Raw genomic sequence first — 255 nt, forward strand, 5'->3', positions numbered from 1 at the left:
TTGGACTTGGAGAAATTCTTTGACCGCGTTAATCATGACCGCTTAATGATGAAGATTTCAGAGAAAGTGAAGGACAAGAAAGTTCTCTTGCTTATTCGTAAATACCTTCAATCGGGCGTGATGGAAAACGGGTTAGTTAAACCGACACTTGAAGGAGCGCCGCAGGGTGGTCCTTTGAGTCCGCTATTATCTAACATCGTACTGGACGAATTGGACAAAGAATTAGAGAAACGTGGACATCGATTCGTCCGCTAT

The 255-nt window shown here is 43.5% G+C and carries 1 protein-coding gene; it reads left to right on the forward strand.

Going from position 1 to position 255, the window contains the following annotated elements; genetic code table 11:
- Positions 1-255: reverse transcriptase domain-containing protein (locus M3650_RS31630; RefSeq protein WP_251580316.1), on the forward strand; the 255-nt coding region annotated here is incomplete at both ends.

The organism is Paenibacillus sp. MER TA 81-3, from assembly GCF_023713585.1.
Taxonomy (GTDB): domain Bacteria; phylum Bacillota; class Bacilli; order Paenibacillales; family Paenibacillaceae; genus Paenibacillus_B; species Paenibacillus_B profundus.